At 68.4% G+C, this 24,729-nt stretch carries 25 protein-coding genes; 14 read left to right on the forward strand and 11 right to left on the reverse strand.

The window, feature by feature from the left end:
- Positions 1-294: 294 nt before the first annotated feature.
- The 11 genes from ABL312_RS17360 (at position 295) to acs (ending at position 9,541) form a co-directional block, all read left to right on the forward strand.
- Entirely contained in the window at positions 295-1,155 is an 861-nt protein-coding gene (locus tag ABL312_RS17360; protein WP_349361445.1) for an urease accessory protein UreD, read from the forward strand.
- Positions 1,156-1,228: 73 nt separating this feature from the next.
- A complete protein-coding gene (locus tag ABL312_RS17365; RefSeq protein WP_349358658.1) occupies positions 1,229-1,531 on the forward strand; it encodes an urease subunit gamma in 303 nt (100 codons plus the stop codon).
- Positions 1,532-1,542: 11 nt separating this feature from the next.
- Entirely contained in the window at positions 1,543-1,848 is a 306-nt protein-coding gene (locus ABL312_RS17370) for an urease subunit beta (protein ID WP_349358659.1), read from the forward strand.
- Positions 1,845-2,279, forward strand: a complete 435-nt coding sequence (locus ABL312_RS17375; protein ID WP_349358660.1) for a lysozyme inhibitor LprI family protein — start codon at positions 1,845-1,847, stop codon at positions 2,277-2,279. The genes ABL312_RS17370 and ABL312_RS17375 overlap by 4 nt, the downstream gene beginning before the upstream one ends.
- Before the next feature lie 67 nt (positions 2,280-2,346).
- Positions 2,347-4,059: an urease subunit alpha gene (gene ureC / locus ABL312_RS17380; RefSeq protein ID WP_349358661.1), complete on the forward strand. Its 1,713-nt coding sequence runs from the start codon at positions 2,347-2,349 to the stop codon at positions 4,057-4,059.
- A gap of 37 nt (positions 4,060-4,096) precedes the next feature.
- Positions 4,097-4,720: a glutathione S-transferase family protein gene (locus tag ABL312_RS17385; protein ID WP_349358662.1), complete on the forward strand. Its 624-nt coding sequence runs from the start codon at positions 4,097-4,099 to the stop codon at positions 4,718-4,720.
- Positions 4,717-5,247 carry an urease accessory protein UreE gene (locus ABL312_RS17390; protein ID WP_349358663.1) on the forward strand — a complete coding sequence of 177 codons (531 nt, stop codon included), beginning with the start codon at positions 4,717-4,719 and terminating at the stop codon, positions 5,245-5,247. Before ABL312_RS17385 ends, ABL312_RS17390 begins: the two co-directional genes overlap by 4 nt.
- 268 nt (positions 5,248-5,515) lie before the next feature.
- Complete coding sequence (locus ABL312_RS17395; RefSeq protein WP_349358664.1) at positions 5,516-6,220, forward strand: urease accessory protein UreF; 705 nt, start codon at positions 5,516-5,518, stop codon at positions 6,218-6,220.
- Positions 6,221-6,256: 36 nt separating this feature from the next.
- Positions 6,257-6,946, forward strand: coding sequence for an urease accessory protein UreG (gene ureG / locus ABL312_RS17400; protein ID WP_349358665.1), 690 nt, complete (start codon positions 6,257-6,259; stop codon positions 6,944-6,946).
- 88 nt (positions 6,947-7,034) lie between these two features.
- The gene (locus tag ABL312_RS17405; RefSeq protein WP_349358666.1) at positions 7,035-7,442 is read left to right on the forward strand and encodes a DUF1761 domain-containing protein; all 408 of its coding nucleotides are present in this window, start codon (positions 7,035-7,037) and stop codon (positions 7,440-7,442) included.
- Between the two features lie 158 nt (positions 7,443-7,600).
- On the forward strand, positions 7,601-9,541 hold the full coding sequence (gene acs, locus ABL312_RS17410; RefSeq protein WP_349358667.1) for an acetate--CoA ligase: 1,941 nt from the start codon (positions 7,601-7,603) through the stop codon (positions 9,539-9,541).
- A 146-nt stretch (positions 9,542-9,687) separates the two neighbouring features.
- Here the strand turns inward: acs and ABL312_RS17415 are convergent, their stop codons facing one another.
- From ABL312_RS17415 to ABL312_RS17465, 11 genes are all read right to left on the reverse strand, one after another.
- The gene (locus ABL312_RS17415) at positions 9,688-11,076 is read right to left on the reverse strand and encodes a pilus assembly protein TadG-related protein (RefSeq protein ID WP_349358668.1); all 1,389 of its coding nucleotides are present in this window, start codon (positions 11,074-11,076) and stop codon (positions 9,688-9,690) included.
- A gap of 148 nt (positions 11,077-11,224) precedes the next feature.
- A complete protein-coding gene (locus ABL312_RS17420) occupies positions 11,225-11,797 on the reverse strand; it encodes an HNH endonuclease (RefSeq protein WP_374730144.1) in 573 nt (190 codons plus the stop codon).
- Between the two features lie 131 nt (positions 11,798-11,928).
- Positions 11,929-13,341, reverse strand: coding sequence for a 3-isopropylmalate dehydratase large subunit (leuC, locus tag ABL312_RS17425; RefSeq protein WP_349358670.1), 1,413 nt, complete (start codon positions 13,339-13,341; stop codon positions 11,929-11,931).
- Positions 13,342-13,832: 491 nt separating this feature from the next.
- Entirely contained in the window at positions 13,833-14,891 is a 1,059-nt protein-coding gene (locus ABL312_RS17430; RefSeq protein WP_349358671.1) for a DUF2336 domain-containing protein, read from the reverse strand.
- A gap of 138 nt (positions 14,892-15,029) precedes the next feature.
- Positions 15,030-16,322 (reverse strand): TRAP transporter large permease, encoded by a 1,293-nt coding sequence (locus tag ABL312_RS17435; RefSeq protein ID WP_349358672.1) that lies wholly within the window; start codon positions 16,320-16,322, stop codon positions 15,030-15,032.
- A 148-nt stretch (positions 16,323-16,470) separates the two neighbouring features.
- Positions 16,471-16,947 (reverse strand): TRAP transporter small permease, encoded by a 477-nt coding sequence (locus ABL312_RS17440; protein WP_349358674.1) that lies wholly within the window; start codon positions 16,945-16,947, stop codon positions 16,471-16,473.
- Entirely contained in the window at positions 16,944-17,966 is a 1,023-nt protein-coding gene (locus tag ABL312_RS17445; RefSeq protein WP_349358675.1) for a TRAP transporter substrate-binding protein, read from the reverse strand. The genes ABL312_RS17440 and ABL312_RS17445 overlap by 4 nt, the downstream gene beginning before the upstream one ends.
- Positions 17,967-18,065: 99 nt before the next feature.
- Positions 18,066-19,598, reverse strand: coding sequence for an AMP-binding protein (locus ABL312_RS17450; protein ID WP_349358677.1), 1,533 nt, complete (start codon positions 19,596-19,598; stop codon positions 18,066-18,068).
- Entirely contained in the window at positions 19,595-20,866 is a 1,272-nt protein-coding gene (locus ABL312_RS17455) for an acyl-CoA dehydrogenase family protein (RefSeq protein WP_349358678.1), read from the reverse strand. The genes ABL312_RS17450 and ABL312_RS17455 overlap by 4 nt, the downstream gene beginning before the upstream one ends.
- A 50-nt stretch (positions 20,867-20,916) precedes the next feature.
- Positions 20,917-21,699 (reverse strand): alpha/beta hydrolase, encoded by a 783-nt coding sequence (locus ABL312_RS17460; protein ID WP_349358679.1) that lies wholly within the window; start codon positions 21,697-21,699, stop codon positions 20,917-20,919.
- A complete protein-coding gene (locus ABL312_RS17465; protein WP_349358680.1) occupies positions 21,696-22,742 on the reverse strand; it encodes a peptidase M29 in 1,047 nt (348 codons plus the stop codon). Before ABL312_RS17465 ends, ABL312_RS17460 begins: the two co-directional genes overlap by 4 nt.
- A gap of 178 nt (positions 22,743-22,920) precedes the next feature.
- Here ABL312_RS17465 and ABL312_RS17470 point away from each other — a divergent pair, with 178 nt between their 5' ends.
- The 3 genes from ABL312_RS17470 (at position 22,921) to ABL312_RS17480 (ending at position 24,723) form a co-directional block, all read left to right on the forward strand.
- On the forward strand, positions 22,921-23,412 hold the full coding sequence (locus ABL312_RS17470) for a flavin reductase family protein (RefSeq protein WP_349358681.1): 492 nt from the start codon (positions 22,921-22,923) through the stop codon (positions 23,410-23,412).
- Positions 23,409-23,846: a MarR family transcriptional regulator gene (locus ABL312_RS17475; RefSeq protein ID WP_349358682.1), complete on the forward strand. Its 438-nt coding sequence runs from the start codon at positions 23,409-23,411 to the stop codon at positions 23,844-23,846. Before ABL312_RS17470 ends, ABL312_RS17475 begins: the two co-directional genes overlap by 4 nt.
- A gap of 616 nt (positions 23,847-24,462) precedes the next feature.
- Positions 24,463-24,723 carry a DUF4212 domain-containing protein gene (locus tag ABL312_RS17480; protein WP_349358683.1) on the forward strand — a complete coding sequence of 87 codons (261 nt, stop codon included), beginning with the start codon at positions 24,463-24,465 and terminating at the stop codon, positions 24,721-24,723.
- Positions 24,724-24,729: the final 6 nt, after the last annotated feature.

Here is a 24,729-nt window from a genome sequence, read left to right on the forward strand (position 1 = left end):
TACCAACGAGGCAATTGCGCAGGAATAAGGCATCTTGACGACGGGGCCCTCTCCAACGCAACGCGGAAACGCGTCGTTCGGGCCCCGGGCCGCCCCGGCGCACGTTACGGAAGGGCGAGCCGGTGCGGAAACTGGCCTCGCTCTTGCAAAGCCAGGGCCGACTGCAGCCCACTGCAGCCGGCCGCGCCGCCCCATCATCCGGCGACAAAGCGCGGCGACTGGGCGCGGCGACTGGGCGCGGCGACTGGGCGGGCCGGACCGCAGCGGCAGAAAGGAAAAACGGACGTGGCGACCATGGCGGACCAGGGCTTCCCACCGGACGGCGCGCGACCGGGCACGCTTGCGCGGCTCGAGCGGGTGCGCGGTCGAGCCGTCGTCGGCTTCGCCTGCCGGGAGGGGCGGACCCGGCTCGCCGATCTCGAACAGAGCGGGTCCGCCAAGATCCGCCTGCCCAAGACCCATGACGGACCGCCGGTGGCCGTCCTTCTCAACACCGCCGGCGGGCTGACCGGCGGCGACCGCCTCGAGACCGAGGCCCGCCTTGGCGCAGGGGGCCACGCCGTCGTCACCACCCAGGCGGCCGAGCGCATCTACCGCAGCGCCGAGGGCGCGGCCCAGGTCGACAGCGCGGTGCGGGTCGAGGCCGGCGCGACGCTCGAATGGCTGCCGCAGGAAACGATTCTCTTCGACCGGGCGAGCCTCACGCGCAGTCTTGCCGCCGATCTGGCCGGCGATGCCCGGCTGATCGCGCTGGAAAGCGTGGTGCTCGGCCGCGCGGCCATGGGCGAGACCGTGCACGCCCTGCAGTTCCGCGACCGCTGGCGGATCCGCCGCGACGGGCGGCTGGTCTTCGCCGACGAGGCACGGATTTCCGGCGACGCGGCCGATATTCTGGCCGGCTCGGCGACGGCTGCGGGCGGACGCGCCTTCGCGACACTGGTCGATTGCTTTCCGCAAGCGAGCGAGGCGCTTGCCCGCGCGCGGACGCTGGTGGAGGATATCCGTGCGCCCGAGCTGCGGGTCGGCGTGAGCGCGCTGCCAGACCTGCTGGTGATGCGCTTCGTCGCAGAGGAAGGGACGGCGCTTCGAACCGGCGTGGAGCGCTTTCTGACCGCCTGGCGCGACGCGCCGCTGCCGCGCACATGGAACTGCTGAGGGGGCATCCGGGAGAGCGCCCGGACGCACCCGCACCGAAGACAGACCGCTTGGCAACCGACAGGACCGATCGATGAAACTGACACCGCGGGAAAAGGACAAGCTGCTCGTCGCCATGGCGGCGGAGGTCGCCCGCAAGCGGCTTGAACGCGGCGTGAAGCTGAACCACCCGGAAGCCATCGCGCTGATCACCGATTTCGTGGTGGAAGGCGCGCGCGACGGGCGCAGCGTCGCGGAGCTGATGCGCGACGGCGCGACCGTGCTGACCCGCGAGCAGGTGATGGAAGGCGTGCCCGAAATGATCCACGACGTGCAGGTCGAGGCGACCTTTCCCGACGGCACCAAGCTCGTCACCGTCCACGAACCGATCCGCTGAAAGGGCAGGCCATGATCCCGGGAGAACTCTTCCCCGCCGAGGGCGGGATCGAGCTGAACGCCGGCCGCGAGACGGTGGAGATCGAGGTTGCCAACACCGGCGACCGGCCCGTCCAGGTCGGCAGCCATTATCACTTCGCCGAGACCAATCCGGGGCTCGCCTTCGACCGCGAGGCCGCACGGGGCTACCGGCTCGACATCCCGGCCGGCACCGCGATCCGCTTCGAGCCGGGGCAGACGCGCACCGTCACGCTGGTGCCCTTTTCCGGTGCCCGGACCGTCTACGGCTTCAACGCCAAGGTAATGGGGCCGCTATGAACCACCGTCTCTCTCCCAGGCTTCCCTCGCTCGCGGGCGTGCTTCTGGCGCTGACCGCGCTCGCCGCGCCGGCGGCGGCGCAGGACGTCGACTGCTCCAATCCCACCGCGCAGATGGAAATGACCTATTGCGCCGAGCAGGACTGGAACGCGGCCGATGCCGCCCTCAACGCGGCCTACGCCCGCGCCATGGACGAGATGCGGCGCATCGACGCCGATCTGGCCGGCCTGCCGCACCTCGTCGGCGCCGTCGATGCCTTGCGCGCGGCCCAGCGCGCCTGGATCCCCTATCGCGACAAGGCCTGCGCCGCCCAGGGCTTCATGGCGCGCGGCGGCACCATGGAACCGATGCTGATATATCAGTGCCGCGCGGATCTGACGCGGCAACGCACGCAAGAGCTGGAGGCGCTCGCCGCCGGGCTCGGCAACTGATCCGGGCGCGATCCGTCGCAATCCGCCGGGTCGACATCTGCCAGGCCGACATCTGCTGGAGTGAGAAATGCCGCACAGACTGTCCCGCGCCGCCTATGCCGACATGTTCGGCCCCACCACCGGCGACAGGATCCGCCTCGCCGACACCGATCTGATCGTCGAGGTGGAAAAGGACCTCACCACCTATGGCGAGGAGGTGAAATTCGGCGGCGGCAAGGTGATCCGCGACGGCATGGGCCAGTCGCAGGCGACCCGCGCGCAGGGCGCCGTCGACACGGTGATCACCAATGCGCTGATCCTCGACCACACCGGCATCTACAAGGCCGACGTCGGGCTGAAGGACGGGCGCATCGCCGCGATCGGCAAGGCCGGCAATCCGGACGTGCAACCCGGCGTCGACATCGTGATCGGCCCCGGCACGGAGGCGATCGCCGGCGAGGGCAAGATCCTCACCGCCGGCGCGCTCGACGTGCACATCCACTACATCTGCCCGCAGCAGATCGAGGAGGCGCTGACCTCGGGCGTCACCACCATGCTCGGCGGCGGCACGGGCCCGGCCACCGGCACCAACGCCACCACCTGCACGCCCGGCCCCTGGCACATCGCGCGGATGCTGCAGGCGGCCGAGGCCTTTCCGATGAATCTCGCTTTCGCCGGCAAGGGCAACGCCGCGCTTCCGGCAGCCCTTGAGGAACAGATCCTCGCCGGCGCCTGCGCACTGAAGCTGCACGAGGACTGGGGCACCACGCCGGCGGCCATCGACTGCTGCCTGTCGGTCGCCGATGCCTTCGACATCCAGGTGATGATCCACACCGACACGCTCAACGAGTCGGGCTTCGTGGAAAACACCACGGCCGCCTTCAAGGGCCGCACGATCCATGCCTTTCACACCGAGGGTGCGGGCGGCGGCCACGCCCCCGACATCATCAAGCTGTGCGGCGAGGCGAACGTGCTGCCGTCGTCGACCAATCCGACGCGGCCCTACACGGTCAACACCATCGACGAGCATCTCGACATGCTGATGGTGTGCCACCATCTCGACAGTTCGATCCCCGAGGACGTCGCCTTCGCCGAAAGCCGCATCCGCAAGGAGACCATCGCGGCGGAGGACATCCTGCACGACATGGGCGCCTTCTCGATCATCGCCTCCGACAGCCAGGCCATGGGCCGGGTCGGCGAGGTGGTGATCCGCACCTTCCAGACCGCACACAAGATGAAGGTCCAGCGCGGGCGGCTGGCGGAGGAGACCGGCGACAACGACAATCTGCGGGTGCGCCGCTACATCGCCAAGGTGACGATCAACCCGGCCATCGCGCATGGCCTGTCGGAGCATGTCGGCTCGCTCGAGGTCGGCAAGCTCGCCGATCTCGTCCTGTGGGATCCGGCCTTCTTCGGCGTGAAGCCCGATCTCGTGCTCAAGCTCGGCACCATCGTGGCCGCCCCCATGGGCGACCCCAACGCCTCGATCCCGACGCCGCAGCCGGTCCACTACCGCCCGATGTTCGGCGCCTTCGGCAAGTCGGTCACAGCCTCCGCCGTCACCTTCGTGTCGCAGGCCGCTTATGACGCCGGCATCAAGGAGCGCCTCGGGCTCGACAAGCTGGTGTTGCCGGTCGCGAATACGCGCGGCGGGATTTCCAAGGCGTCGATGATCCTCAACGACGCGGTCCCCCGGATCGAGGTGGACCCGGAAACCTACGAGGTGCGCGCCGACGACGAGCTCCTGACCTGCGAACCGGCCGAGGTGCTGCCCATGGCCCAGCGCTATTTTCTTTTCTAGGCTGCGCGGGACCTTCAGAAACGACGGAGCTTTGCGAATGTACACGGTCATCGGCTCGCCCCAGACCCGCGCGATGCGCGTGATGTGGATGCTGGAGGAACTCGGCCAGGAGTACGATCTCGTGCCGGCCGCGCCGCAATCGGAAGAGGTGCGGGCGCTGAGCCCGCTCGGAAAGATCCCGATCCTCAAGGACGGCGAGGCCGCGCTCACCGATTCCGTGGCGATCTGCCAATATCTTGCCGACAAGCATCTTGCCGACACCCAAGAGCCGCTCACCCATCCCGCCGGCACGCTCGAACGCGCGCGTCAGGACGGGATGACCCAGTTCGTCGTCGACGAGATCGAGGGCGCGCTGTGGACGGCGGCCAAGAACAGTTTCATCCACCCGCAGGACCTGCGCGTGCCGGAGATCAAGCGCGTGTGCCGGGCGGAATTCGCGACCGCGCTCGACCGGCTCGCGACCCTTCTCGGCGACGGGCCCTTCGTCACGGGCGCGCGGTTCACCGTGCCGGACCTTCTGCTGGGCCATGTCGCCGGCTGGGCGCGGGCGGCGAAATTCGATCTGCCGGAAAGCGGTCCCGTCGCCGACTATTTCGTCCGCGTCACGGGTCGGCCGGCGCTCGCCCGGGCGATGCGGCGCGGCGCGGAGGCGGCCGCGTGATCCGCGTCGCGGAAATCCTGCCGGCGGGCAGCTGGGAAGGCGCGCCGGCCGACAGCGTCGTGCTCGACCGCGAGGACCGGCATCGCCGCCGCGCGGTTCTGGACGGGGCGGGGGGTACCCGGGTGCTCCTCGACCTGCCCAAGGCCCGGCAGCTGCACCATGGCGACGGTCTGCGGCTGGAGGACGGGCGCATCGTGGCGATCCTCGCGGCCGCCGAGGATCTCGTCGAGATCGAGGCGGAGACCACCGACGCGCTGATCCGCATCGCCTGGCATCTCGGCAACCGGCATCTGCCGACCCAGCTCGTGCCCGGCGCGCTGCGCATCCGCCGCGATCACGTGATCGAGGACATGGTCGCCCGGCTCGGCGGCCGCATGACGCCGCTCACCGCCCCCTTCGACCCGGAAGGCGGCGCCTACGGGCACGGCCATGTGCAGGGCCACGATCACCCGCACGACCACGGTCCTTCTCATGGTCACGACCACGCGCATTCCCACCATCATGGACACGCGCACGACCATGACTGACGGACGCATGACGGATACGCCATGCGACGGGACGGCACCCTCGCCGGCGCCGACCCCCGGAGACTCTTCGGCTCGGGGCTCTCCCCCTGCCGCATCAGACGCCGGGCATTTTGCTTCTGCCGTGCGAGGCACCGGGCATTTTGCTTCTGCCGTGCGAGGCACCGGCGGGCAATCTGCCGCGCAAAGCGCCGGGCATTTTTCTTCTGCCGCGCAAAGCGCCGGCGGGCATTCTTCCTTTCCCGCGCAAGGCACCGGCGGGTTGCACCTGTTGCTTGCCTGGATGTCGCCGTCCTTTCCGGTCGGCGCCTATACCTACAGCCACGGTCTGGAATGGGCGATCGAGGCCGGCGACGTCTGCGACGCCGACAGTCTCGCGCACTGGTGCGCCGGCGTGCTCATCCATGGCGCGGGCCGCAGCGACGCGATCCTGCTCGCCCACGCGATGACGGCGGCGCATGCGGGAGATGTCCGCACCTTGCGCGACCTGCTGGACCTCGCCCGCGCCCTGCAGCCCTCCGCCGAACGCCGGCTGGAGGCGACCGCCCAGGGCGACGCCTTCATCGCCGCCGTGCGCGACGCCTGGCCGCCCAACGCCGCGTCGCAAGCGGGCGACACGCCGGCACAATCGGTTTTCGCGACCCTCACGAGCGGCCCGGAGGCGATCCCGCGCGGCGGCTGGAGCTACCCGCTCGCCGTCGCCGTTTCGGCCGCCGCCCATGGACTCAGCGCCGATGCGGTGCGCTTCGCCTATCTGCATGCCTTCGCCGCCAATCTGGTGTCGGCGGCCGTGCGTGCCGTGCCGCTCGGCCAGACCGACGGCCAGCGCGTGCTCAACCGGCTCGGCCCCGTGCTTCGACAGGTCGCCGAGGAGGCCGGAACCGCATCGCTCGACGAGATCGGCGGCTGCGCCTTCGCCGCCGACATCGCCTCGATGAATCACGAGACCCAATACACCCGGCTGTTCCGCTCCTGACCGGAGCGCCGGGCGCCCGCAGGAGGAGACCGCGCCATGACATCCCAGATCGGACTTGGCCCCACCGGACCTGGCCAGCACGGACCTGTTCGCATCGGCATCGGCGGACCCGTCGGCTCCGGCAAGACCGCGCTGATGGACGCCCTGTGCAAGCGTCTGCGCGACCACTATCAGATCGCGGCGATCACCAACGACATCTACACCAAGGAGGACGCGGAGTTCCTCACCCGCTCCGGTGCGCTGGAGGCGGCGCGCATCCGCGGCGTGGAAACCGGCGGCTGCCCGCACACCGCGATCCGCGAGGACGCCTCCATCAATCTCGCCGCCGTGGCCGACCTGGAGGCGGCCTTTCCCGGCCTCGACATGATCCTGATCGAATCGGGCGGCGACAATCTCGCCGCGACCTTCTCGCCCGAACTCGCGGATCTGACGATCTACGTCATCGACGTCTCCGCCGGCGACAAGATCCCGCGCAAGGGCGGCCCCGGCATCACCCGCTCCGATCTGCTGGTGATCAACAAGACGGATCTGGCCCCGCTCGTCGGCGCCTCGCTGGAGGTGATGGACCGCGACGCGCGCGCCATGCGCCGCGACCGCCCCTTCGTCTTCACCAACGTGAAGGACGGGACCGGCGTCGAGGCGGTTCTGGCGTTCCTGATCGCGCGCAGCGGCCTCCCCGACCGGATCGGCGCGACCGCTGCGACACACCCCGCCGAGACCGTCTGACCGCCCACCGCCAAAGCCCCCTTTTCCCGCCCCGCTCAATCGCTTAGGGTCGCATCGACGGCACGGCGGGACGGGAGACAGACGCGCCATGATGTTCGATGGCATCAACCTTCTGGCGGTGCTGGCCGCCGGGATCGCCTCCTTCGCCGCCGGCGCGGCCTGGTATGGCGTGTTGGGTCGCCTGTGGATGCGGGCGGCCCGACTGGAGCCGGACCGCACCCGCCTCTCCGCGGGACTGGCCGTTGGCACGCTGGTCTGCCTGCTGCTGATGGCCTTCGTCTTCGCCGGCGTGATCTATCACGCCGGGCCGGTCACGGTGGCGAACGGCCTGCTGTCGGCAAGCCTGATCTGGGTCGGCTTCATCGCCACATCGCTGATCGTCAATCACCGCTTCCAGCGGCAATCCTGGAGCCTGACGCTGATCGACGGCGGCCACTGGTTCGCCGTGCTGCTGGTGCAGGGCGCGGTGATCGGCGCCATCGGCGGGGCCGGATGACGGAGCGTCCGCGCCGGCCGGTTACGGGTTGATCCCGAGGCTACGAAAGAACGATCCCTGCGAAGTGGACGCCCCCGTTCGTCAACTTCATAATGCGCGGCGACAACGAGGTCCGCCGGGGATCAGGGCGACCTGTTAAGACATTTGGGAGGATCCGCATGTCCGACACTATCTATCCGGTTCCGGCCGAAATCGCCGCCGATGCCCTTGTCGACAACGACAAGTATCTGGAGATGTATCAGGCGTCGGTGTCCGACCCGGAAGGCTTCTGGCGCGAACACGGCAAGCGGATCGACTGGATCAAGCCTTACAGCAAGGTGAAGAACACCTCCTACGACCCGCACAACGTCTCTATCAAGTGGTTCGAGGACGGCACGCTCAACGTGTCGGCGAACTGCGTCGACCGCCATCTGGCGACGCGCGGCGACAAGCCGGCGATCATCTGGGAGGGCGACGACCCGAGCGAGCACAAGGTCATCACCTACAAGGAGCTGCATCACGAGGTGAACAAATTCGCCAACGTGCTGCATGCCATGGGCGTCACGAAGGGCGACCGCGTCACCCTTTACCTGCCGATGATCCCCGAAGCCGCCTATGCGATGCTCGCCTGCGCGCGCATCGGCGCGGTGCATTCGATCGTCTTCGGCGGCTTCTCGCCCGACAGCCTGGCCCAGCGCATCAAGGGCTGCGACAGCAAGGTGGTCGTCACCGCCGACGAGGGCCTGCGCGGCGGCCGCAAGGTGCCGCTCAAGGCCAATGTCGACAAGGCGGTCGAGGGGCTCGACGTCGACAAGGTGGTGGTCGTGAAGCGCACCGGCGGCGACGTGACCATGAAGGACGGCCGCGACGTCTGGTACCACGAGGAAGCCGACCGCGTGTCCGACCATTGCGCGCCGGTGGAAATGAACGCGGAAGACCCGCTGTTCATCCTCTACACTTCCGGCTCGACGGGCCAGCCCAAGGGCGTGCTGCACACCAGCGGCGGCTATCTGGTCTATGCCTCGATGACCCATGAGTACGTCTTCGACTGCAAGGACGACGACATCTACTGGTGCACGGCCGACGTCGGCTGGGTCACGGGCCACTCCTACATCGTCTACGGCCCGCTCGCCAACGGCGCGACCACGGTGATGTTCGAGGGCGTGCCGACCTACCCCGCGCCCTCGCGCTTCTGGGACGTGGTGGACAAGCACAAGGTCACCATCTTCTACACGGCCCCCACCGCCATCCGCTCGCTGATGGGCGCCGGCGTGGAGCACGTGCAGAAGACCTCGCGCAAGAGCCTGCGCGTGCTGGGCTCGGTCGGCGAGCCGATCAACCCGGAAGCCTGGCAGTGGTATTACGACAACGTGGGCGACGGGCGCTGCCCGATCGTCGACACCTGGTGGCAGACGGAGACCGGCGGCATCCTCATCACCCCGCTGCCCGGGGCGACCGCCCTCAAGCCGGGTTCCGCGACGCGGCCCTTCTTCGGCGTCCAGCCGGCGCTGGTCGATGCCGAAGGCGCCATTCTGGAGGGCGCGACCGAGGGCAACCTCGTGCTGCTGGACAGCTGGCCGGGCCAGATGCGCACGGTCTACGGCGACCACGAGCGCTTCGTGCAGACCTATTTCTCCACCTACAAGGGGATGTATTTCACCGGTGACGGCTGCCGCCGCGACGCGGACGGCTACTACTGGATCACCGGGCGCGTCGACGACGTGATCAACGTCTCCGGCCACCGCATGGGCACCGCGGAAGTGGAATCGGCGCTCGTCGCCCACCCGAAGGTCTCGGAGGCCGCCGTGGTCGGCTATCCGCACGACCTCAAGGGCCAGGGCATCTACGTCTACGTGACGCTGATGGAGGGCGAGGAACCGAGCGACGCGCTCGCCAAGGAGCTCAAGACCTGGGTGCGCCAGGAAATCGGGCCGATCGCCTCGCCCGACCTCATCCAGTTCGCGCCCGGCCTGCCGAAGACCCGCTCGGGCAAGATCATGCGCCGCATCCTGCGCAAGATCGCCGAGGACAGCTTCGAGAACCTGGGCGACACCTCCACGCTCGCCGATCCGGCCGTGGTCGACGATCTGATCGAGAACCGGCAGAACCGCGCGTCCTGACGCGCGGCACAGGTCATCATTCGACGCCAACGGGCGCGCCGCATCGCGGCGCGCCCTGTCGTTTTCGGCAAGGCGCACACCCGCGGGCGGGCGCCACGATCCTTCCTGTGGCAGGCCCTCCTGCGCCAGACCTCATGCTTCAGGCCCTACTGCGACAGGAAAGTCGCCTTGATCTGATTGGCGATCTTGCGGAATTCCGCGATCAGCTCGTCATCATTGTCGGCGAGATAGAAATCTTCCGGCGTCGAGGCGCAATCGTTCATCACCTTCTTGGCGTCCGCATTGCTGCCGATCTGGAAGCCGACCGTGATGATCTTGATCCCGCTCTTCTTGATCGCGTCGCAGAGCTTCGTCGCCCGGTTGGTCGACTGCCAGGTGCTGAGCTGGACGATCCAGTCATACCAGGACCCTTGGATCCGCACCGGCCCGTCGAAATAGGTGTTGAACTCCCCGTCCGTCATCAGGACCATGTATTTCAGCACCCGCTCGTCCGAATAGGGCGCCGGCCGGCTCGCGGCGGGCCACAGCGACGACCAGTTTTCCGACAGCGTGTACCAGCCCCAGGCGATGCCGGCCTGGCCGACCGTCTGGCCGTCGGCGGCAAGCCGCGAAATCGTGTGCAACGGCGTGCCCGGCTTCGAGGCGGGTCCCGGGTCCAGCGTCAGCGGCACCACTTCCGCATCCGGGCAGACCATGGAGCGGCGGGACAGCGCGCGATTGCCGGACTTGTAGTACCCGGACTTGTAGCCGGCCTGCACCGTGCCCGGCCCGACGGCGGCGGTCACATAGCTCGCATCGGTGTAGGCCTGCGCGCCGGTACGCTCCGAAACGCAATACCTGAAGGAGGTCCGTGTCGCATTGGCGCCGCGCGTGGCCGCCGTCGCGCGCGCCTCGCCGACATTCACGCCCGTTGCATAGGGCACCACGGAGATACGGATCTTCTCGTTCGCATCGGCGATTTCCGGCGGCACCAGCGTGTTGACGAAATCCGTGGCCGCCTCGCGCAGCGCGGCGATCTTGCTGCCGCCCATCGAGCCGGTCACATCAAGCACGAGCGTCGCCTCGACGCTCTTGGGGTAGATCGCCTGGGCCGAGACGCCGACTTCGATCTCCTCGAGCCCCGCCCCGGCAAGGCGAATGAAGGACGTCGGCACGCGGGTCGTCGCCGAGACGGAGATCGTGCGCGCGGCGGTGTCGATCACCGGGTCCTCGATCACGATGTTGCCCGCAAACGAAGCCGATCCGGCCGTATTGGCCCCGAAAAAGGCTTCGTAATTGTCCTCCAGATAGGCCTTGATCTCGGCCTGGGACAGGTTGCGCGTGGACAATTCGCGCGCGACCGCCAGCATCGCCCCATCGAGACCGCGCGCCAGCGCCTGGCGCTCGTTCACCGCCCGCGCGAAATCGATCCCCGCCCCGGCGGCCACCACGATGAGAACCAGCGCAACGGCGAACAACGGAAGGACGGCGCCGCGCCGGTCCGCCGCAAGGCGGCGTGCCGCGACCCGGATTGCCTGCTTGACGCTGCTCGACATCGAAACCCCTCGCTCATGATCCCGCGTCCGCGGGCGAGCGAGACCATGCCACACCGCGGGTTGCGGAGCGTTAAGCCGGGAGGCCCCCGGCAACGGTTTTCGCGACTTGGCTTGACGGTTGGTTAACGCGATCGCTGACCCGCGCGGATCAGGGCTCGAGCTCGGTGTCCCAGTAGAGAAAATCGAGCCAGCTGTCGTGCAGGTAGTTGGGCGGAAACAGGCGCCCGTTGTTGTGCAGATCCTGCACCGTCGGTGCGAAGGGCATGTGCATCGGCCACATGTCGATCTCGCGGCACGACTTGTTGGCCTTGCGCAGATTGCAGGGAGAGCAGGCGGTGATCACGTTCTGCCAGGTGGTCTGGCCGCCCTTGGAGCGGGGCACGAGGTGATCGAAGGTCAGTTCCTCGCGCGTGCCGCAATACTGGCACTGGAAGCGATCGCGAAGGAAGACGTTGAAACGGGTAAAGGCGGGATAACGGTTCGGCTTGATGTAGCTCTTGAGCGAGACGACGCTGGGTAATCGGAATTCGCTGCTCGGACTTCGAACGGTAACATCGTATTCGGAGACGATGTTGACGCGTTCCAGGAACACCGCCTTCAAGGCGTCCTGCCAGGACCACAGGGACAGCGGGTAATATGCCAGCGGGCGGTAGTCCGCATTCAGAACCAGGGCCGGGTGAGCACCTGGAGAGATGGCGACATTCACACCTTCGCTCCTCATGCCGGTCACACGCGGACGCGCAAGGGCGTCCGGCTGCCGGCATAGTGTAGAGCGACAGTGACAGTCTTGTGAAGCCCGACACGTCACGCAACGTCATGTCGCGCCGTGTCGGGCGTCTTTTCAGACAGGCGTCAGCCCTTCGGCCATTCGCGGATGTCGACGAAGCGCCCGGCGATCGCCGCCGCCGCCGCCATGGCCGGCGACACCAGATGGGTGCGGCCCTTGAAGCCCTGACGTCCCTCGAAGTTGCGGTTCGAGGTCGACGCACAGCGCTCGCCCGGCGCCAGTTTGTCGGCATTCATCGCCAGACACATGGAACAGCCCGGCTCGCGCCAGTCGAAGCCGGCCGCCTTGAAGATCGCGTCGAGACCCTCGGCCTCCGCCTGCTGCTTCACCAGACCCGAGCCCGGAACGACCATCGCGTCGACGCGTTCGTGCACGGTGTGGCCGCGCACCACGGCGGCCGCCGCGCGCAGGTCCTCGATGCGGCCGTTGGTGCACGACCCGATGAAGGCGCGGTCGATCTCGATCTCGGTGATCGGCGTGCCGGGTTCCAGCCCCATGTACTGCAGCGCGCGCCACTTCGATGCACGACGGTTCTCGTCGTCGATCTCGTCCGGGTTGGGCACCCGGCCGGTCACCGAGATCACGTCCTCCGGGCTCGAGCCCCAGGTGACCGTCGGCGGCAGATTGGCGGCATCGAGACGGATCTCGCTGTCGAAGACGGCATCGGGATCGCTGAAGAGCGTCTTCCAGTAGGCGACCGCCTGATCCCAGGCCGCCCCCTTCGGGGCCTTCGGCCGGCCCTTGATGTATTCGAAGGTCTTCTCGTCCGGCGCGATCAGGCCGGCGCGCGCGCCGCCCTCGATCGACATGTTGCACACCGTCATGCGCCCTTCCATGGAGAGCGCACGGATCGCGTCGCCGGCGTATTCGATGACGTGGCCGGTGCCGCCGGCCGTGCCGATCTCGCCGATGATCGCGAGAATGATGTCCTTGGCGGTGACGCCGTCGGGCAATTCGCCATCGACGGTGACCCGCATGTTCTTCGCCTTCCTCTGGATCAGCGTCTGGGTGGCGAGCACATGCTCCACCTCGGACGTGCCGATGCCATGCGCCAGCGCGCCGAAGGCCCCATGCGTGGAGGTGTGGCTGTCGCCGCACACGATGGTCATGCCCGGCAGAGTGAAGCCCTGTTCCGGCCCGACGATGTGCACGATGCCCTGCCGCAGGTCGGTCTCGCTGTAATACTCGATGCCGAAGGCGTCCGCATTGCGCGCCAGCGTGTCGACCTGCAGCGCGGATTCGGGATCGTCGATGCCATGGCTGCGGTCGGTGGTCGGCACATTGTGGTCGACCACGGCGAGAGTGCGACCCGGCTGGCGCACCTGACGGCCGGTCATGCGCAGCCCCTCGAAGGCCTGCGGGCTGGTGACCTCATGCACCAGATGGCGGTCGATGTAGAGCAGGCTGGTGCCGTCTTCCTGGGTGTCGACGACGTGATCGTCCCAGATCTTGTCGTAGAGGGTCTTCGATGTGCTCATCGGGGGGTCTCCTTGAAACGGGGCCGGCGCGAGACGCGCGCGAAAGGGAAAAACGGCGCCGCAACGGCGCGAAACGGACTGTCGGGATCAGACGGGAAGGCGGGTGCCGAAAGCCGCGCTCAGCCTTGCGTGAAACCGCGAGGGCAGACGGACGCGGTCCTGCATGACGATCGCGCGCCATGCCGCGCGCCGCGGGGCAAACCGGTTTCTCATGGTCTCGGCCATTGGCATGAACGCCGACATCCGCTCCACTGTTTTGCCCCTGCTGTGTTCCGCCTGTCGTGCCGGGCCGGGCCGTCTCGCACGCGCTCAGCCGGAAGATCACCAACGCTCGGCGCGCCTCTCGTCCGCCCGGCCTGCACGGCCCGCGCGCGTACGACGCGCGCGCTGGCCAAGCCGGCGGGATGGCAAGCATCTTCAATGGCGCAGAAGCCCGCCCCGGGTCAAGGATGGAAATGGCTGCGGCCGTGCCGGGTCTGGCCGGGCGCGTGTCAGCGCATCTTAAGCAACCGGATCGCGCGATTGGCCTCCATGAGGCTCAACTGCCGAAACTCCTCGGCCTCGGCGTCCGCGTCCGGACCGTCCAGCTCCCGCCCGCGCAACCGCGCGATCAGGGCGAACACCTCTTCCGACATGCCCACGGCGCGGCACACGATGACGGCGGCATCGGCGGTGGGCGCGGTCAGCGCGCCATGGCCCACCTGAACGGGGATCTGCAGCACCTTGGCCGCGATCCAGCCGATGTCCGCGAGACGACGTTCGCGCGCAAGCTGCGCCATCACGGAATCGATCGAGGCGTTGGCGGCGTTGATTTCCTCCAGCAGCAGATTGCGCTCCATGCGCGCGCGCCGCGCGATGCCCTTTTCCGCCATGAAGGCCTGCTGCGCCACCTCGACGGCATGGTCGACCTCTTCGGCGGGCAACTGATCGACGAAGGTGCCGAGCTTCGCCTGCAGGCCTTCGGTCAACGCCGCGCGGATCTTGCCCGCCATGCCGGCGTCGTCGCGGCTGCGCGCGATGAGGTTCTTCTGGACCGTCTCGTCCTCGCCGCCCCGCTCGAGCAGCCTGCCCACGCCGCTTTCGGAGAAGGCCGCGCCCCGGTTGGCGGAAATCGCGCGCAGCACCTCGCGACCGCTGCGCTCGACGAGCACGTCCGTCACCGCCTCCGACACGGTGGCGCGCCTGGCGATCGCCAGCCGATGGTCCTCGTCCCGGTTCGCGGCGATCTCGACGAGCTGGTCGTCCGTCAGCTTCGAGGAGTTTTCCAGGATGGGCCGCGCGACCGCAATGGAGGGGTCGCTGGCAAGCTTGTAGGCAAGGTCGGACGGGGTCCGCTCGGCCGTCGCGAGATGATCGGACAATTCGGCGCGCACGCCCTCGGTCAGCTGGTCGAGGATCCCCCCGACCACATCGCAGAACAGCGCGTTCTCCTCGTCGTTCGGTTCCTGCTCTACGGCCTCGAAGGCCCGCGTGATCGCGAGCACCAGATTGCGGCGGTCGTCAGGCGTGTTCGCAAGGCTGAGCGCCTTCAAACTGGCAATCGCAGGCACGGGCACCTCGTGATCGTGAGGGTGATCGTTCTTTTTCGTCGCATCAGCTCTACGCGGAAAAGACGATGATTCGGTTAAACAATTCCCGCATGGCCTGCAGGGTCGCGCGGAGACTCCGTTAAGGATGAGACCACGCGCTCAGCGCATCATCTCCGGCAGGAACAGCACCACGCCCGGCACCGCGACGATGATCGCCAGCCGCAGGATATCGGCGGCGACGAAGGGAACGATGCCGCGAAAGATCGTGCCGAGGCGCACGTCGGGCAGCACGGACTTCAGCACGAAGACGTTGAGCCCGACCGGCGGCGTGATCAGGCTGATCTCGGTGACCACCACGACCACGATGCCGAACCAGATCAGGTCGTAGCCGAGCGCCGCCATGAGGGGCGCGAAGATCGGCACCGTCAGCAGCACCATGGACAGGCTCTCCAGCACCATGCCGAGCAGCAGATAGACCAGCAGCACCAGTGCCAGGATCGCCGGGGCGGGCAGATCGGAGGCGCGCGCGAAGCCCGAAAGGGCGCTCGGCAGGCCGGCGATATTGACGAAATTGGAGAAGATCAGCGCGCCGATCAGCACCATGAACATCATGGTCGTGGTCGCGGCCGTGTCGGCCAGCGTGTCCAGCAGCGTGCGCCAGGTCAGCTTGCCCCGCGCCAGCGCGATGACGAAGGCGCCGCTCGCCCCGATGCCGGCGGCTTCGGTTGCCGTGAAGACGCCCATGTAGATGCCGCCGATCACCAGCAGGAAGAGGCCGAGGATCCCGGCAACGCCCCGCAGCGCGCGGAAACGCTCGGCATAGGCCATGCGTTCGGCCGGCGGCCCGGCGGCCGGATTGCGCCAGCAGGTCACGCGCACCGCCAGCATGTAACCGAGAATGCCGAGCAGACCCGGCACGATGCCGGCGATGAACAGCTTGGCGATGTCCTGCTGCGCGGTCACGCCGTAGAGCACGAGGATGACGCTCGGCGGGATGAGAATGCCGAGCGTGCCGCCGGCGGCGATCACGCCACTGGCCAGCGCGTCGTCGTAGCGGTAGCGCCGCATCTGCGGCAACGCGACCTTGCCCATGGTCGCGGCGGTGGCGAGCGACGAGCCGCACACGGCGGAAAAGCCGCCGCAGGCCACCGCGGTGGCCATGGCGAGCCCGCCGCGCCGATGGCCGAGCCAGGCGTGGCAGGCGCCGTAAAGCTCCTGCGACAGGCCCGCCCGGGTCACCAGATTGCCCATCAGCACGAAGAGCGGCACCACCGACAGCGAATAGGACAGCCCCGTGTCGAAGGTCGTCTGCCCGATGATCGCCATGGCGGGCGTGAACCCGAGCAGGACCGTCAGACCCAGGCCGCCGACGAGCGCCATCGCCATGGCGATCGGCACGCCGGCCAGCATGACGACGAGCAGAATGAGAAGACCGGGCAACCAGGTTTCCATGACGGCACTGTTCCAGACTGCGGCCCGGACAGAGGCGACCGGACGCGGGACGGGCGGGGAGGTCGGCTTGGCGCGCCGGACCCGTCGGCCCGGCGCCCCCGGACGGCGCGAATCCGCGCCGGTCGGCTGTCGGCGCCAGTCGGCGCGTTCAGCGCCGGCGCAGCGCGAGCGTCACGGCGACGAGCGCCGCGACGGCCGCGCAGGCCGCCATGAAGCCGGCAACGGGGCCGAGCGGGATCCCGAGATAGACGGTGGCGTCGCCATAGGCCGCGTAGTCGAGCGCGCTCTGTCCGAGCCGCCAGGCGAGAACGGCGAGCACCAGCGCCGTCACCAGCGTGGCGAGACGGGCGAGCCCGGCCTGCGCGAAACCGGGCAGCCGCGCGGTGACCAGATCGACCGTCACATGCTCGCGCCGTGCGGTGATGATCGGCAGCCCGACGAAGATGACCAGCGCGAGCAGCACCTCCGTCAGTTCGAAGGCCCCCGGCAGCGGCGCGTTGAACGCATAGCGGCCGACCACATCGACGAAGGTGACCGCCATCATCGCGAGCAACAGCACCCCCGCCGCCACGCGCAGGCCGAGGGCGGCCAGCGCGACGAGCCTGGCGAGCGCGGCCGGGATCATTGCTCTTTGGCGATTTCGGCCTTGAGCATGTCAAGCGCCGCCGCGCCGTCGATGCCCGCGGCCGCCGCCGCATCGAGGAATCCCTGCTCGACGCCGGCGAGTTCGGCGCGCACCGCCTCGGTCATCGCCGCGTCGGCGCTCGACAGGGCCACGCCCTTCTCTTCCATGATCTTGAGGCCGGCCGCATCGGCGGCATCCCAGGCCTGGCCGGCCATGCGCGCCATCGCCTCGCCCGACACCGCGTCGATCGCCGCCTTGTCGGCGTCCGACAGCCGGTCCCAGCTGCGCCGGTTCATGACGACGAAGAACGACGTGTTGTAGAGACCGCCCGGCACGGAGACGCCGTGGCGCACCACCTCGTCGATGCGGAAGAAGGGAACGGATTCGGCCGGGAAGAGAATGCCGTCGGCCACGCCGTTCGCCAGGATCTCATAGACCTGCGGCGAGGGCGCCTGAACCCCGACCATGCCGAGCCGGTCCGCGATCTGCGACACGATACCGCCGCCGATCCGCATCTTAAGGCCCTCCAGATCCGCGACCCCGTTCACCGGCTTGGACGTGGTGTAGATCATGCCCGGACCATGCGTGAAGACGGTCAGCAGCTTGACGCCATTGTGCTCGTCCGCCTCGGCAAGCATCGCCTCGTGCACGCGCCAATAGGCGACGGAGAGCGCCTCGGCGCTGTCCGACAGGAACGGGCCCTCGACGATCGGCGTCAGCTTGAAACGGCCCGGCGTATAGCCGTGCACGCTGAAGCCGACGTCCGCCGCGCCGGAGCGGATGAGATCGAACTGCGCCGGCGGCTTGCCGATCGGCGCGGCCATGATCTCCACGGTGACCCGCCCCTCCGTCGCCTCCGCCACCTGTTCGCCCCAGGGCACCAGGATGTCCTTGACGATCGGGTGCGACGGCGGGAGCCAGTTCGAAACGCGCAGGGTGGTTTGTGCCGAGGCGGCGGTCGCCAGCCCGAGGGCCGCGACGGTCGCGAGCGTGCCCAACAGTTGTGTCACGAGCTTCATGTGTATCCCCTCTTGGTCTTGTCTTTTTGTCTTGTCTTTTTCGATCTTGTCCGGCCTTCTTCGACCTTGCCTTTTCGGCTTGTGCAAACCCCTGTTTTATCAGTTTTTTTCGCTTGGGGGCCGCAATGCATCTTCCGCGATTTCCCGCAGTTTATCCAGTTTGATCTTGCCCAGCGCGTTGCGCGGCAGTTCCTGGACGAAGACCACCGACTTGGGTTGCTTGTAGCGGGCGAGCTGGCCGTCGAAGCGGGCGAGCACCGCCGCCGGATCGGCCGTCTCGGGCGAGCGCGGCACCACCACGGCGATCGGGGATTCGCCCCATTGGGGATCGCGCACCCCGACCACCGCCGCCTCGCGCAGATCGTCGATCTCGCCGAGCACCCGCTCGATCTCGGCCGGATAGATGTTCTCGCCGCCGGAAATGATGACGTTCTTCAGCCGGTCCTTGAACCAGTAGACGCCGTTGTCGTCGACGAGGGCGAGATCGCCGGTGCGGAACCAGCCGTCGCGAAAGCTCGCCTGCGTCGCCTCCGGGCGGTTCCAGTAGCCCGGCGTGATGTTGTCGCCCTTGAGTTCGATCTCGCCGATTTCGCCGGGCCGCGCCGGGCGCCCGTCGACCGTGACCCTTGCGCGCGTGTGCAGTCCGGGTCGGCCGATCGCGCCGAATTCCGACGGATCGTCGCAGGGGCGCTGGTAGATCGAGACGGGCCCCGTTTCCGTCGCGCCATAGACCTGCAGCACCGGCACGCCGCGTTCGATGAAGGCGCGCATGAGCGCATGCGGCACATCGGACGAGCCGGTGGCGATCAGCCTCAGGGAGGCGAGATCGGCGCCCGCCCAATCGGCATGGGAGATCAGGGCCGCCAGCGTCGCGGGAACCAGCACCGTCAGGCTCGGCCGGTGCCGTGCGATGGCTTCGAGCGTGCGGGCCGGGTGAAACCGCGCTTCCAGCGTCACCGTCGCGCCGACATAGAGCGCGGGTGTCGTCTGGATGTTGAGGCCGCCGACGTGGAACATCGGCAGCACCGTGAGCACGTGATCGCGGCTTGTCAGGCCCTGCATGTGTATGGCGTTGAGGGCGTTGGTGCGCACGCCGGATTGCGTCATCAGCGCGCCCTTGGGCCGTCCGGTGGTGCCCGAGGTGTAGACCAGCAGCAGCGGATCGGCGAGCGTGCCCGTCGCCGCCTCCGCCGCGACGCGCGAGCCGCCGGCGGCCAATACGGCAAGCCCGCCCCGGGCCGGGTCCGAGACGAGGCGCGGCACCGGCGCGCCGGCGCCGGCCATGTCGGCCACCGCCTCGGCGAAATCCGGTTGATGCACCAGGAGCCGCGCGCCGGAATCGGTCACCGCATGGGCCAGTTCCGGCGGCGCGAGGCGCCAGTTGAGCGGCAGCAGGATGGCGCCGAGGCGGGCGGCCGCGAAGAGAAGCACCACGACATCCGGCGCATTGGTGCCCAGATAGGCGATCCGGTCGCCGCGCCCGATCCCGTGCCCGTCGCGCAACAGCCCCGCCACCTCGCCCACGGCCCGGGCGAGGTCGCGATAGGTCAGCGTCTCGGCGTCGAAGCGGATCGCGGGCTTGTCCGGCGTGAAGCGCGCATGCGCTTCGATCCAGCTGTCGATGGAGGTCACGCGTCGGTCTCTCCGGGCTGATAGAGGCTGTCGCGTCCCAGTCTGTCGAGACAGATCTCCGCGGTCCAGGGCAACATCAGCGAGCCGCAGCGGCTGTCGCGATAAAGCCGCTCCAGCGGCAGCGACTTGAGCATCGACTGGCCGCCGCAGGTGCGCACCGCCAGCTGGCAGATCTCGTTGGCGTTTTCCATGACGGTGTAATGCGCCGCCCAGGCGCGCATCACCTGCTCGCGCGAGGGATCGGGGCCGGCCTCGGTGATCGCCTGAAACCACAGCGCCTTGGTCTGCTCGAGCATCAGGCGCATCTGGGCGACGCCGATCTGCTTGGTCGGATACATGCGCCGCTTGACCGGCGGCAGGCCCGGCCATTCGCCGCGCAGGTAGGCGACGGTGAAATCATAGGCCGCCTGGGCGATCCCCATGTAGGTGGGCGACAGCGTCATGAACATGTGCGGCCAGCGGCTCGCCGCCTGATAATAGACGCCGCGCGGCATCAGCTGCGCGTCGTCGGGCACGAAGACGTCCTTGAACAGCAGGGTGCGCGAGACCGTGCCGCGCATGCCGAGCGGATCCCAGTCGCCGACGACCTCCACGCCCTCCGCCGTCGCCGGGACGGCGATATACATCGTGTCGCGGCGCGAGGGCTTCTCGCCCTCCTTCATCTCGCCGCACAGGATGCCGTAGTAATCCGCGTGGCCCGACAGCGAGGCGAAGATCTTCTTGCCGTTGATCAGCCAGCCGCCGTCCACCTTCTTCGCGCCGGTGGAGAAGGGCACGGCACCGGCGGCCGCCGCCCCGCCCTCGGAAAAGGGCTGCGAGTAGATCGCCCCCTCGTCGAGAATGCGCGCGTAATGGGTGGCGCGGCGCGCCTCGTGGGTCGCGCGCTGCTCGGCGGTCATCTCCAGATCGTCGGTCAGCGCGCCGGTCCACAGGCAGGAACACACATGCATGTTCCAGGTCAGCGCGGTGGCGCCGCAGTAACGACCGATCTCGGCCGCCGTCAGCATATAGGCGCGAAACGGCGCGCCGTGGCCGCCGTTCTCGCGCGGCACGCAGATGCCGAGCAACCCGGCCTCGTGCATGTCCTTGTAGTTCTCGGTGGGAAAGATCGCCTCGCGGTCGAAGCGTTCGGCGCGCGGCGCGAAGCGCGCCTTGGCCACGCGGCGGGCAAGGCTCGTGAGCTCCGCCTCCTGATCCGTGAGGCGGAAGGCCGCGGGATCGTAGATCGGGGCATCCATGTCGAGCGTGTCGAGATCGGCGATGGTCATGAGGCTGCTCCTCTCCCTCTTGGGGTCGGCTCGTTGGCTCCGGAAGGGTCTTATTGGTCTTTCAGAAAGCGTCGGACGTGGTCGGTGAAGGCGCGCGGGGCCTCGAGCGGCGCCAGATGCCCGATGCCGGGCAGCGTGACGAAGCGGGCCCCGGAAATCCTGTCCGCCATCTTGCGCATGGTCGGCGCTGGCGCGTTGCGGTCCTCCTCGCCCGCCACCAGCAACACGGGCACGGAGATCCTCGGTAGGGCCTCGCGCGCATCGAAGGTGGCAAGGCAACGGATCGCGGCGCGAAAGGTCGGGTGCGGCACCTGCGACATGGCCGCGATGGCCGCCGGCACGGCCTCGGGCGCGGCCCCGGAGCCGACGAGATCGGGCACGAAATCGCGGGCAAGCTCGGGCATGGTCCGCCCGGCGTCGAGCGGCGCGAGCCGGTCCGCCACGAAGCGCTTCTGGAACGTGCCGTCGCGGCTGCCGAAGGCCGCCGTCGTCGCCGACAGGACGAGACGGCGCACGCGCTCCGGGTGGCGGGCGATGAAGGCCTGCGCCAGCATGCCCCCGATGGAATGGCCGAGAAGGTCGACGGCCTCCAGACCCTCGCGGTCGAGGAAACGGGCGAGCGCGTCGACGAGCCCGTCGAAAGTCATCTCGGACCCGAGCTCCGTCCCGCCGTAACCCGGCATGTTCCAGCCGATGGCGTCGAAATCGCGCCCCAGATCCGCGATCTGCGGGGCGAACATCTCCGCCCCCGCGCCGATCCCGTGCAGCAGCACGACCGGGTGCGTGCCGCCGCTGACGCGCAGATGATCCGTTTGCTGCGAAAGGGTTGTCATGCCAGTGCCTCGATCAGCGCGCCGTTCACGACCACCGCCTCGCCGTCGAGCGCGATGGTGCAGCCGCGCACGGGAATGTCGAAATGCCCCTTGGTGAAGCGGCCGGCGAACTCGTTGGCGCCGGTGGAAAACAGAAAGTTGCCCGCATAGGCGCGCACTTCCGTGCCGTTGGTGTCGCGCTGGTCGTACATGGCCAGCGCCTCGTAGCGCGCCGCCGCGTTCATGCCGAAACCGACGTGACTGACCGCATAGGCCTCGCGCTCGCCCCAGGCGGCGAGATAGCGGCGGGTGAGTTCGGCATCCGTCCCCTCGCCCGCGATGTCGGTGACATAGTCGTCGACGATGGTGAGGCGGACGGGGCGTTCCAGGTAGCGTTTGAAGGTGAGATTGACGTCGCCCGCGTCGAGCACCAGCGTGCCGTTGACGCTGCCGGCCTTCGGGAAGCTCACGACCAGCCCGGCCGGCCAATGGGCGACGGTGCCCGGTTTGTCGCACCAGCCCCAGACGCCGACGCTGGCCGCCCCCTCCATGGCGACCGTCAGATCCGTGCCGGCGGGCGAGGTGACGCGCATCTCCCGCGCCGCGCGGCAGCGCGCGACCGCATCGCGCACCCGTGTCTTGTCGCGGGCCTGCGGCAACAGCCGCTCCAGTGCATCCGGGTGCTCGTTGGAGACCATCAGCACCCGCGCGCCCTGCTCCAGGATCTTCGGCAGTTGCGGCGCATGCAGGAGCCCTTCCACCGTCAGATCGACGACGAGCGTGCTCGCGGCCAGTGCGGCGACGGCCGCGTCCTGCCCGGTGAGCGCGGCGGAAGCGCCGGTGGAGCGCACCGGCACCGGCGCGTCCTGGCGCGGGGTCGGCACCACCACGTGAAAGACCGTCACACCGAGACGCTGCAGGGCAAGCTCGGCGATATGCACGTTGAGCGGGCGCGACTGGGTTTCCGACAGCAGAGCCACGGTCTCGCCGGGGGCAGGCGCGCACAGGCGAAAGACCTCCTCGAACGCGTCGATCCATTTCGCCTCGATCCGATCGGCCAGCATGCGCCTTCCCCTCCCTGTCGGCTGCAGTCATCCATTTCCCGCAACGCAATATTGTTGTGCTGCACTGCGTAAGGTCGCAGGAAATGAAAAGAACTTGGAGGATCGTAGCAATTTCGTTATTGTATGAAAAGGAATATTTTTAGACCTGAATCACAGATCCGTCCCAGGGGGCCGCGCCATGATGACCGACCATCGAGATTTCCGGACCGCGCTCGGACGCTTCGTCACGGGCGTCACCGTGATCACCACGCTGGACGCGCAGGGCGCCCCGGTCGGTCTCACGGCCAATTCCTTCAACTCCGTCTCGCTCGATCCGCCGATGGTGCTGTGGTCTCTGGCGCGCAGCTCGCGCAATCTCGCTGTCTTTTCCGAGGCATCGCATTACGCCGTGAACGTGCTCGCCTCCGACCAGCGGCACCTGTCCGACCGCTTCGCCCGCCCGGTCGCCGACCGCTTCGCCGGGGTCGACTGGCGCGCCGGGCGCGGCGGGGTTCCGGTGCTGAGCGGCGTGACCGCCACCTTCGAATGCCGCAACACCACCCGGGTCGACGGCGGCGACCATGTGGTCTTTCTCGGCGCGGTGGAGGCCTTCGAGGGATGCGACCGCGAGCCGCTGATCTATCATGCGGGCCGCTACGCGACACCGAGCTACGAGATCTTCAGCGCATGACCCCGCCGACCCGCTTCGTCGATACCTATCTTCTCTATCTGATGGCGCGCGCCTCCAGCGTCGCCAGCGCGGAGTTCCACGACGAGGTGCGCGCGCAGGGCGTCTCCATCCCCGTGTGGCGGGTGCTCGCCTCGCTCAAGGGCGCACCCGACGGCCTGACCGTCGGCGAGCTCACCCGCAGTTGCCTCGCCAACCAGCCGGCGATCTCCAAGACCGTCGACAAGCTCGTCGCCCAGGGGCTCGTGGACCGCCACGCGGATCCGAACGACCGGCGCCGGGTGTGGGTCCGCCTGACCGCCGCCGGAGAGGAGCGGGTCGACGGGCTGATCGCCCGCGCCGAAGCGCATCAGGCGCGTCTGATCGCCGCCATCGGACCGGAGGAAGCGGAGATCCTCAAGGCCGCGCTGAAACGCGTGATCGACCGCGCGCCCTGATCCGGGCGACGCCTCCCCGACCTTCCGCGACCGCGACGGCTTGGCTCTTCGCCCCGTGCAAAGCCCGATCGCTTGTCCCTCCGCTCCGTGCGGAGCCCGATCGCTTGTCCCTCCGCTCCGTGCGGAGCCCGATCGCTTGTCCCTCCGCTCCGTGCGGAGCCCGATCGCTTGCTCGCCTGCTCCGTGCAAAGCCCGATCGCTTGATCCCCTGCTCCGTGCGGAGCCCGATCGCTTGTCCCTCCGCTCCGTGCGGAGCCCGATCGCTTGTCCCTCCGCTCCGTGCGGAGCCCGATCGCTGGAGTCTTTGCTCCGTGCAAAGCCCGATCGCGGTGGCATACGCACACCCCCCATTACCCGAATGTCGCGGTACGCCGCGCCGGGCGATGGGAGTATGGTGCGCTCACGATGGCGTCCGGCCTTGGCAGGACGTGTCGTGGACCGGGCCAGCGGTGCGCCGCCGGCCCGGCGCGAGGGGGAGCGGAGCACGCCACGGACCGGTTGCGGGAGGAGCGCGGAAGGTCGGTGAGCGGCGCCGGATCGAGGGGATCGCGAACACGCGCCCCGCACCGGCACCCGGATCCCTTCGCGGCAGCGACGCAAACGTGGAGGACTACCAATGAGCAATGAGAGCGAGTCCGGAAAGGCCTACTGGAAGGCCAATCTGGCTCTGATCCGCAACTGCCTGATCGTGTGGGCCCTGGCCTCCTTCGGGATGGGCATCCTGTTCCGCCCGCTGCTGTCGGGCATCGAGGTGGGCGGCACCGACCTCGGCTTCTGGTTTGCCCAGCAAGGGTCGATCCTGGTCTTCCTGGGTCTGATCTTCTTCTACGCCTGGCGCATGAACGCGCTCGACCGCCAGCACGGCGTCGAAGAATAAGCCCCG

It is taken from the genome of Stappia sp., assembly GCF_040110915.1.
Taxonomy (GTDB): domain Bacteria; phylum Pseudomonadota; class Alphaproteobacteria; order Rhizobiales; family Stappiaceae; genus Stappia.